The sequence below is a fragment of the Rhodopseudomonas sp. WA056 genome, assembly GCF_010906995.1.
In the GTDB taxonomy this organism is placed as follows: Bacteria; Pseudomonadota; Alphaproteobacteria; order Rhizobiales; family Xanthobacteraceae; genus Rhodopseudomonas; species Rhodopseudomonas palustris_G.
Window position 1 is genome coordinate 1 of sequence record NZ_QPFS01000187.1, and the last position, 6,266, is coordinate 6,266.

8 protein-coding genes are annotated in these 6,266 nt (G+C 67.2%); 6 read left to right on the forward strand and 2 right to left on the reverse strand.

What is annotated here, in order from left to right; all coding sequences use genetic code 11:
• Together obgE and proB are read left to right on the forward strand one after the other, a co-directional pair.
• Window positions 1-934, forward strand: a 934-nt coding sequence (obgE, locus tag DU475_RS22700) for a GTPase ObgE (protein ID WP_164633402.1), incomplete at its 5' end; no start/stop codon positions are given.
• 154 nt (window positions 935-1,088) lie between these two features.
• Window positions 1,089-2,219 carry a glutamate 5-kinase gene (gene proB, locus DU475_RS22705; RefSeq protein WP_013500315.1) on the forward strand — a complete coding sequence of 377 codons (1,131 nt, stop codon included), beginning with the start codon at window positions 1,089-1,091 and terminating at the stop codon, window positions 2,217-2,219.
• On the opposite strand, the gene DU475_RS22710 is transcribed toward proB, so the two are convergent.
• A complete protein-coding gene (locus DU475_RS22710; protein WP_246700401.1) occupies window positions 2,158-2,574 on the reverse strand; it encodes a type II toxin-antitoxin system RelE/ParE family toxin in 417 nt (138 codons plus the stop codon). The genes proB and DU475_RS22710 overlap by 62 nt on opposite strands.
• Entirely contained in the window at window positions 2,507-2,788 is a 282-nt protein-coding gene (locus DU475_RS22715; protein WP_164633403.1) for a type II toxin-antitoxin system ParD family antitoxin, read from the reverse strand. The genes DU475_RS22710 and DU475_RS22715 overlap by 68 nt, the downstream gene beginning before the upstream one ends.
• A gap of 123 nt (window positions 2,789-2,911) precedes the next feature.
• Here DU475_RS22715 and DU475_RS22720 point away from each other — a divergent pair, with 123 nt between their 5' ends.
• The 4 genes from DU475_RS22720 to rlmH all read left to right on the forward strand — a co-directional run bounded on the left by DU475_RS22720 (window position 2,912) and on the right by rlmH (window position 6,099).
• Window positions 2,912-4,204, forward strand: a complete 1,293-nt coding sequence (locus DU475_RS22720; protein WP_164633404.1) for a glutamate-5-semialdehyde dehydrogenase — start codon at window positions 2,912-2,914, stop codon at window positions 4,202-4,204.
• 24 nt (window positions 4,205-4,228) lie between these two features.
• Window positions 4,229-4,858 (forward strand): nicotinate-nucleotide adenylyltransferase, encoded by a 630-nt coding sequence (locus tag DU475_RS22725; protein WP_013500312.1) that lies wholly within the window; start codon window positions 4,229-4,231, stop codon window positions 4,856-4,858.
• A gap of 275 nt (window positions 4,859-5,133) precedes the next feature.
• Window positions 5,134-5,523: a ribosome silencing factor gene (gene rsfS / locus DU475_RS22730; RefSeq protein ID WP_041807647.1), complete on the forward strand. Its 390-nt coding sequence runs from the start codon at window positions 5,134-5,136 to the stop codon at window positions 5,521-5,523.
• 93 nt (window positions 5,524-5,616) lie between these two features.
• A complete protein-coding gene (rlmH, locus tag DU475_RS22735; protein ID WP_041806963.1) occupies window positions 5,617-6,099 on the forward strand; it encodes a 23S rRNA (pseudouridine(1915)-N(3))-methyltransferase RlmH in 483 nt (160 codons plus the stop codon).
• Window positions 6,100-6,266: the final 167 nt, after the last annotated feature.

Below are 6,266 nucleotides of genomic sequence, written 5' to 3' on the forward strand. Positions count from 1 at the left end.
CGACATCATCGTCGAGGCCGCCGACGGCCTGAACACGCTGATCGATTATCGCTACCAGCAGCACTTCAAGGCCCAGAAGGGCGGCAACGGCATGGGCAGCGATCGCCACGGCGCCGGCGGCAAGGACATCGTGATGAAGGTGCCGGTCGGCACCCAGATCTTCGACGAGGACAAGGAAACGCTGATCCACGACTTCACCAAGGTCGGCGAGCGGTTCGTGCTGGCCAAGGGCGGCAATGGCGGCTTCGGCAACGCCCATTTCAAATCCTCGACCAACCGCGCGCCGCGCCACGCCAACCCCGGCCTGCCCGGCGAGGAGCGCTGGATCTGGCTGCGGCTGAAGCTGATCGCCGATGCCGGCCTGGTCGGGCTGCCGAATGCCGGCAAATCGACCTTCCTGTCCAAGGTCAGCGCCGCCAAGCCGAAGATCGCCGACTATCCGTTCACGACGCTGCATCCGCAGCTTGGGGTGGTGAACAGCGACGGCCGCGAATTCGTTCTCGCCGATATTCCCGGCCTGATCGAAGGCGCCCATGAGGGCGCCGGCCTCGGCGACCGTTTTCTCGGCCATATCGAGCGCTGCCGGGTGCTACTGCACCTGATCGACGCCACCTGCGAACACGCCGGCAAGGCCTACAAGACGGTGCGCGGCGAACTGGAAGCCTATGCCGAGACGCTGGTCGACAAGATCGAGGTCGTGGCGCTGAACAAGATCGACGCGGTCGAGCCGGACGAATTGAAGAAGCAGAAGGACCGGCTGAAGCGCGCCGCCAAGAAGACGCCGCTGCTGCTGTCCGGCGTCACCGGCCGGGGCGTGCCGGAGGCGCTGCGGGCGCTGGTCGCGGTGATCGGCGAAGCGCCGGTCTCCGACAAGGCGATCGGCACCGCCGACAATCCGGCCGAAGCCAAACCGTGGGCGCCCCAGGACGCCTGAGCGGCCCGCCATCCGGACCACCGCAAGCCCGGCGACGACAGCTCTGCCGGTCCGTTCGCACGGCTTGCGCGAGCCGACGCCGTGCTGCAAAACGAGCCTCTTCCCGCCAGTCGCCGCGCTTTAGCGCCCCGCGACGCTGTGATCGATATACTCCATGGCCAGCCCCAAACTTCGCGATTTCCGCCGTATCGTCGTCAAGGTCGGCTCGTCGCTGCTGATCGATTCTGCCGCCGGCGAGGTGCGGGCCGGATGGCTGGCGGCGCTGGCCGCCGACATCGCCGAACTGCATCGCGGCGGCCGCGACGTGATGGTGGTATCGTCCGGCTCGATCGCGTTGGGCCGCAGCCGCCTGAAGCTGCCGCGCGGCCCGCTGAAACTCGAGGAAAGCCAGGCCGCCGCCGCGGTCGGCCAGATCGAACTGGCACGAACCTGGTCCGAAGTGCTCGGCGCCCACGGCATCGGTGCCGGCCAGATCCTGGTGACGTTCCAGGACACCGAAGAGCGACGGCGCTACCTCAACGCCCGCTCGACCATCGGCAAGCTGCTGGAATGGCACGCGGTGCCGGTGATCAACGAGAACGACACCGTCGCAACCACCGAAATCCGCTACGGCGACAATGACCGGCTCGCGGCCCGGGTCGCCACGATGGCCAGCGCCGATCTGCTGATCCTGCTGTCCGACATCGACGGGCTGTACACCGCACCGCCCGGCAGTGATCCCGACGCCACGCTGATCCCGGTGGTCGAAGCGATCACCGCCGAGATCGAAGGGATGGCCGGGGCGGCCGGTTCGGAGCTGTCGCGCGGCGGCATGCGCACCAAGATCGAGGCGGCCAAGATCGCGACCTCCGCCGGGACGCATATGCTGATCGCCTCCGGCAAGATCGATCACCCGCTCAAGGCGATCGCCGAGGGCGGCAAGTGCACCTGGTTCCTGACCCCCGCCAATCCGGTCACGGCGCGCAAGCGCTGGATCGCCGGATCGCTGGAGCCGAAGGGAACGCTGACGATCGACGCCGGCGCGGTCAGCGCGCTACGTGCCGGCAAGAGCCTGCTGCCGGCCGGCGTGATCCGGGTCGACGGCCAGTTCTCCCGCGGCGATGCGGTGATCGTGCGCGGGCCGGATACTCACGAGATCGGCCGCGGCCTGGTCGCGTACGACGCCGAGGATGCCGAGAAGATCAAAGGCCGGTCGTCCCCCGACGTGATGATGATCCTCGGAATCACCGGCCGCGCCGAGATGATCCATCGCGACGACCTGGTGGTCGGGACGGCGCCGGCGTGATCAGGGCGCGATATCCTTGGGCGTAATGTCCTGGCGCCCGTTCAGCACACGCGCAATCCGAATGGCTCCCGCCTCGGCCGTAGAAGACCAGGTAACTACCGACAGGAAAACTCCGGACCGTTGGTGACAGTTCCGGGCGCCGCCGACCTGCACCAGGATTCTGCGTGAGCAGGTCGAACGTTTGGGTGATCAATTCGATCACTGCATCAGCAGCGTGTTCGTTATCAGTTGCAATAAATGACCAGATCTGGTCGAGGTCGGTGCGCGCGCGTGGACTGAGGCGACGATTAAGAAACACTTTTGGAGGCTGCTGCGCGCGCAGCAGCGAGCCTCTCCCGTCCACGTCGCTCCACATCCTCAGCCAAGGTCTTGGCGTCGAACTCCTCGCCCGGCCCGCTGTCCAGCCCCTTCTGGATCTCCGCCCGGAGCGCCTCGAGCTTGGCTTCGCGCGCCTGCATCTGGCGCAGGCTTTCCCGCACGACGTCGCCGGCGGTTTCGTAGCGACCGCTTTCGACCAGGCTGTCGACGAACGCCGCGGAGTGCTCGTCGAGGGTATAGCTGCCGGCCATGGGAGCCTCCTTGAGCAGATTTCAGAAGGATAGGGATCACCCGGTTTCCCTGCAACCGGCTTGGCGTACCGGCATTTTCCTCCTATTTACATGACGCAACTCGGATTTTTCAGGCTCCAGCCCATGACCGCCTCGCTCAAAGCCATCGACGGCAGCGCCGAACTGACGACGCTGATGACCGACCTGGGCCGCCGGGCCCGCGCCGCGGCCCGGATCCTGGCGCTGGCGCCGCCGGAGCAGAAGAACCGCGCGCTGGAAGCGATGGAGCGGGCGATCCGCACCCATGCCGACAAGATCCTGGCGGCGAATGCCGAGGATGTCGCCGACGCCAAAGCGGCCGGTACCACCTCGGCATTTCTGGACCGTCTGACGCTGACGCCCGCGCGGGTGGAGGCGATGGCCGAAGGCATCGCGGTGGTGCGCGGCATCCCCGACCCGATCGGCGCCGTCACCGAGAGCTGGCAGCGGCCGAACGGCATGACCATCGAACGCGTCCGGGTGCCGCTCGGCGTCGTCGCGGTGATTTATGAGAGCCGCCCCAATGTCACCGCCGACGCCGGCGTGCTGTGCCTGAAGTCCGGCAATGCCGTGATCCTGCGCGGCGGCTCCGAGAGCTTCCGCTCCGGCCGTGCGATTCACGACTGCCTGGTGCAGGGCCTGCGCGAAGCCGGGCTGCCGGACGCGGCGATTAGTTTGGTGCCGACCCGCGACCGTGCAGCGGTGGGGCTGCTGCTCGCCGGCCTCGATGGCGCGGTCGACGTCATCGTGCCGCGCGGCGGCAAGAGTCTGGTGGCGCGCGTCGAAAGCGAGGCGCGGGTGCCGGTGTTCGCGCATCTCGAAGGCGTCAATCACGTCTATGTCGATCGCAGTGCCGATCCGGCGATGGCCAAGGCGATCGTGTTCAACGCCAAGATGCGCCGCACCGGCGTCTGCGGCGCGGCCGAAACGCTGCTGATCGATCGCGCGGGCGCTGCGACGCATCTGGCGCCGCTGGTGACGATGCTGATCGACTCAGGGTGCGAAGTGCGCGGCGATCAGGCGGTGCAACAGGTCGATCCCCGGGTGAAGCCGGCGAGCGACGAGGACTGGGACACCGAGTATCTCGATGCAGTGATCGCCGCCAAGCTGGTCGACGGCGTCGATGCGGCGATCGCCCATATCCACGATCACGGCTCGCACCACACCGACGCGATCGTCGCCGAGGATACGCAGGCCGCCGCGAAGTTTCTCAGCGAGGTCGATTCTGCGATCGTGCTGCACAACGCCTCGACGCAGTTCGCCGACGGCGGTGAGTTCGGCTTCGGCGCCGAGATTGGAATCGCCACCGGCAAATTCCACGCCCGCGGGCCGGTCGGCGCCGAGCAGCTCACCACCTTCAAGTATCGCATCCACGGCAGCGGGCAGACCCGGCCGTGATGCCGCCGCGCCGCCGAGGCTGAGGTGACGCCGGATCTCGCCGCGGCGCGCCGCGCGATTCCGCCGTTCACGCCCGGGATGCGGATCGGGCTGCTCGGCGGCTCGTTCAATCCGCCGCATCTGGCGCATCGCGCGATCAGCCAGTTCGCGATCAAGCGGCTGGGGCTCGACCGGGTGTGGTGGCTGGTGTCGCCCGGCAATCCGCTGAAGGACGTCTCCGGGCTACGCGAGATCGACGCCCGCGTGGCCGCCGCGCAGGCGATCGCGGACGATCCGCGGATCCAGGTCAGCCGTCTCGAAGCCGTCATCGGCACCCGCTACACTGCCGACACTCTTCGCTATCTGCGCCGGCATTGTCCCGGCGCTCGCTTTGTCTGGATCATGGGCGCCGACAATCTGGCTCAGTTCCATCGCTGGCAGCAGTGGCAGCAGATCGCCGCCGAGATTCCGATTGCGGTGATCGACCGTCCGCCGACCAGCCTGCGCGCCCTGGCGGCTCCCGCTGCGCAGCGTCTGATGCGCATGCGACTTCCTGCCGACGCGGCAACGACGCTGGCCGATCATCCGCCTCCAGCCTGGGTGTTTCTCACCGGGCTGAAATCGCCGGTGTCATCGACGGCGTTGCGGAACCCCGATGGAAGCTGGAAAGCATGATGACCGCGCCCGCTGGACTCCAGGCGCGGCGCTCCCCACATCGGACGTGTGACATTTGCGCGACTGCGCGGCGGCGCTGCGGGTGCTTACGGTTGCGCCGATTCCACTTTGCTGGAAATTGCTCTAGAATGACCTGTGGGCACCGGGAGTCGGCACCCACGATACAGTGAAAGGAAAGGTCCCTGACCACGTCTGTATTGTCCACGTCGGCTTTGCCGAAATCGGTCGCGGCAAAGGCATCGCGGTCCGCGTCAACCAGGACTGCGCCAGGACCGATCCCCGAGGCGATCCTTTCGGATGCGGCGCCAGTCAAGGCTGCGCCGGATGCGGAAGCGACGCTGAAACTGATCCTCTCCCGCCTCGACGACATGAAGGCGGAAGAAACGGTAACGATCGACCTCCGCGGCAAATCCGCGATGTTCGACTACGTGGTCGTCAGCAGCGGGCGAGCTAATCGTCACGTCGGCGCGATCGCCGAGAACGTCGTCAAGGCGCTCAAGCAGGCCGGCATCGCCGCCCCGCACGTCGAAGGCTTGCCGAATTGCGATTGGGTGCTGATCGACAGCGGCGACGTCGTACTGCACGTCTTCCGTCCCGAGGTCCGCGAATTCTACAACCTCGAGCGGTTGTGGACTCAGGGACCGGCGCCGGCCAAGACGCTGTAGCCATCGCACACCCTCTTTTGGGGGGCGGCCCGGCTGACGACGCGTGTCTGACGGATGAGGAGCGCGGCTCTCGCGCAAGGGGCGCGTGAGCCGATGCGACTGATGATCCTTGCGGTCGGAAAACTGAAACAGGGGCCGGAGCGGGAGCTGGCGGAACGCTATCGCGCGCGGTTCGATGATCTCGGCCGCAAGCTCGGCTTCCGTGGCCTCGATGTTCATGAAATCGCTGAAAGCCGCGCCCGCGAGGCGCCGGCCAGGATGGCGGAAGAAGCCTCGGCAATCACCGGCCATGTCCCCGACGGCGCCGTGCTGGTGACGCTCGACGAGCGTGGCCAGAGCCTCGGCAGCACGGCCTTCGCCACCCAGCTCGGGCGGTGGCGGGACGAGCAGGTGCCCGGTACTATTTTCGTGATCGGCGGTGCGGACGGACTTTCGCCCGAATTGCGGCGCAAGGCAAAGTTGAGCCTGTCGTTCGGCGCTGCGACCTGGCCGCACCAGTTGGTCCGCGTGCTGCTGTTGGAGCAGATCTATCGGGCCGCGACGATCTTGGCGGGACATCCTTATCATCGTGCGTAATCGACGCCGTAGTGAACCGATGCATGCACCGCGCCACAGGGCTGCGAGGGACAGATCGGCTGCCGGCCCCTGGGGACGAGCGGCGCTGTTGTCTGCTGGCCTTGCGGCGGGCGGCCTGCTCGCGCACGGCCTTGCGCCCCGGCAGGCCGCGTTGATCGCCGCAGCCC

Bases quoted from the DNA above. Each gene is read 5' to 3' on its own strand.
- DU475_RS22720 (WP_164633404.1), top strand. From the start codon at position 2,912: ATGACCGCCTCGCTCAAAGCCATCGACGGCAGCGCCGAACTGACGACG.
- DU475_RS22715 (WP_164633403.1), bottom strand. From the start codon at position 2,788: ATGGCCGGCAGCTATACCCTCGACGAGCACTCCGCGGCGTTCGTCGAC.
- DU475_RS22710 (WP_246700401.1), bottom strand. From the start codon at position 2,574: ATGTGGAGCGACGTGGACGGGAGAGGCTCGCTGCTGCGCGCGCAGCAG.
- proB (WP_013500315.1), top strand. From the start codon at position 1,089: ATGGCCAGCCCCAAACTTCGCGATTTCCGCCGTATCGTCGTCAAGGTC.
- rlmH (WP_041806963.1), top strand. From the start codon at position 5,617: ATGCGACTGATGATCCTTGCGGTCGGAAAACTGAAACAGGGGCCGGAG.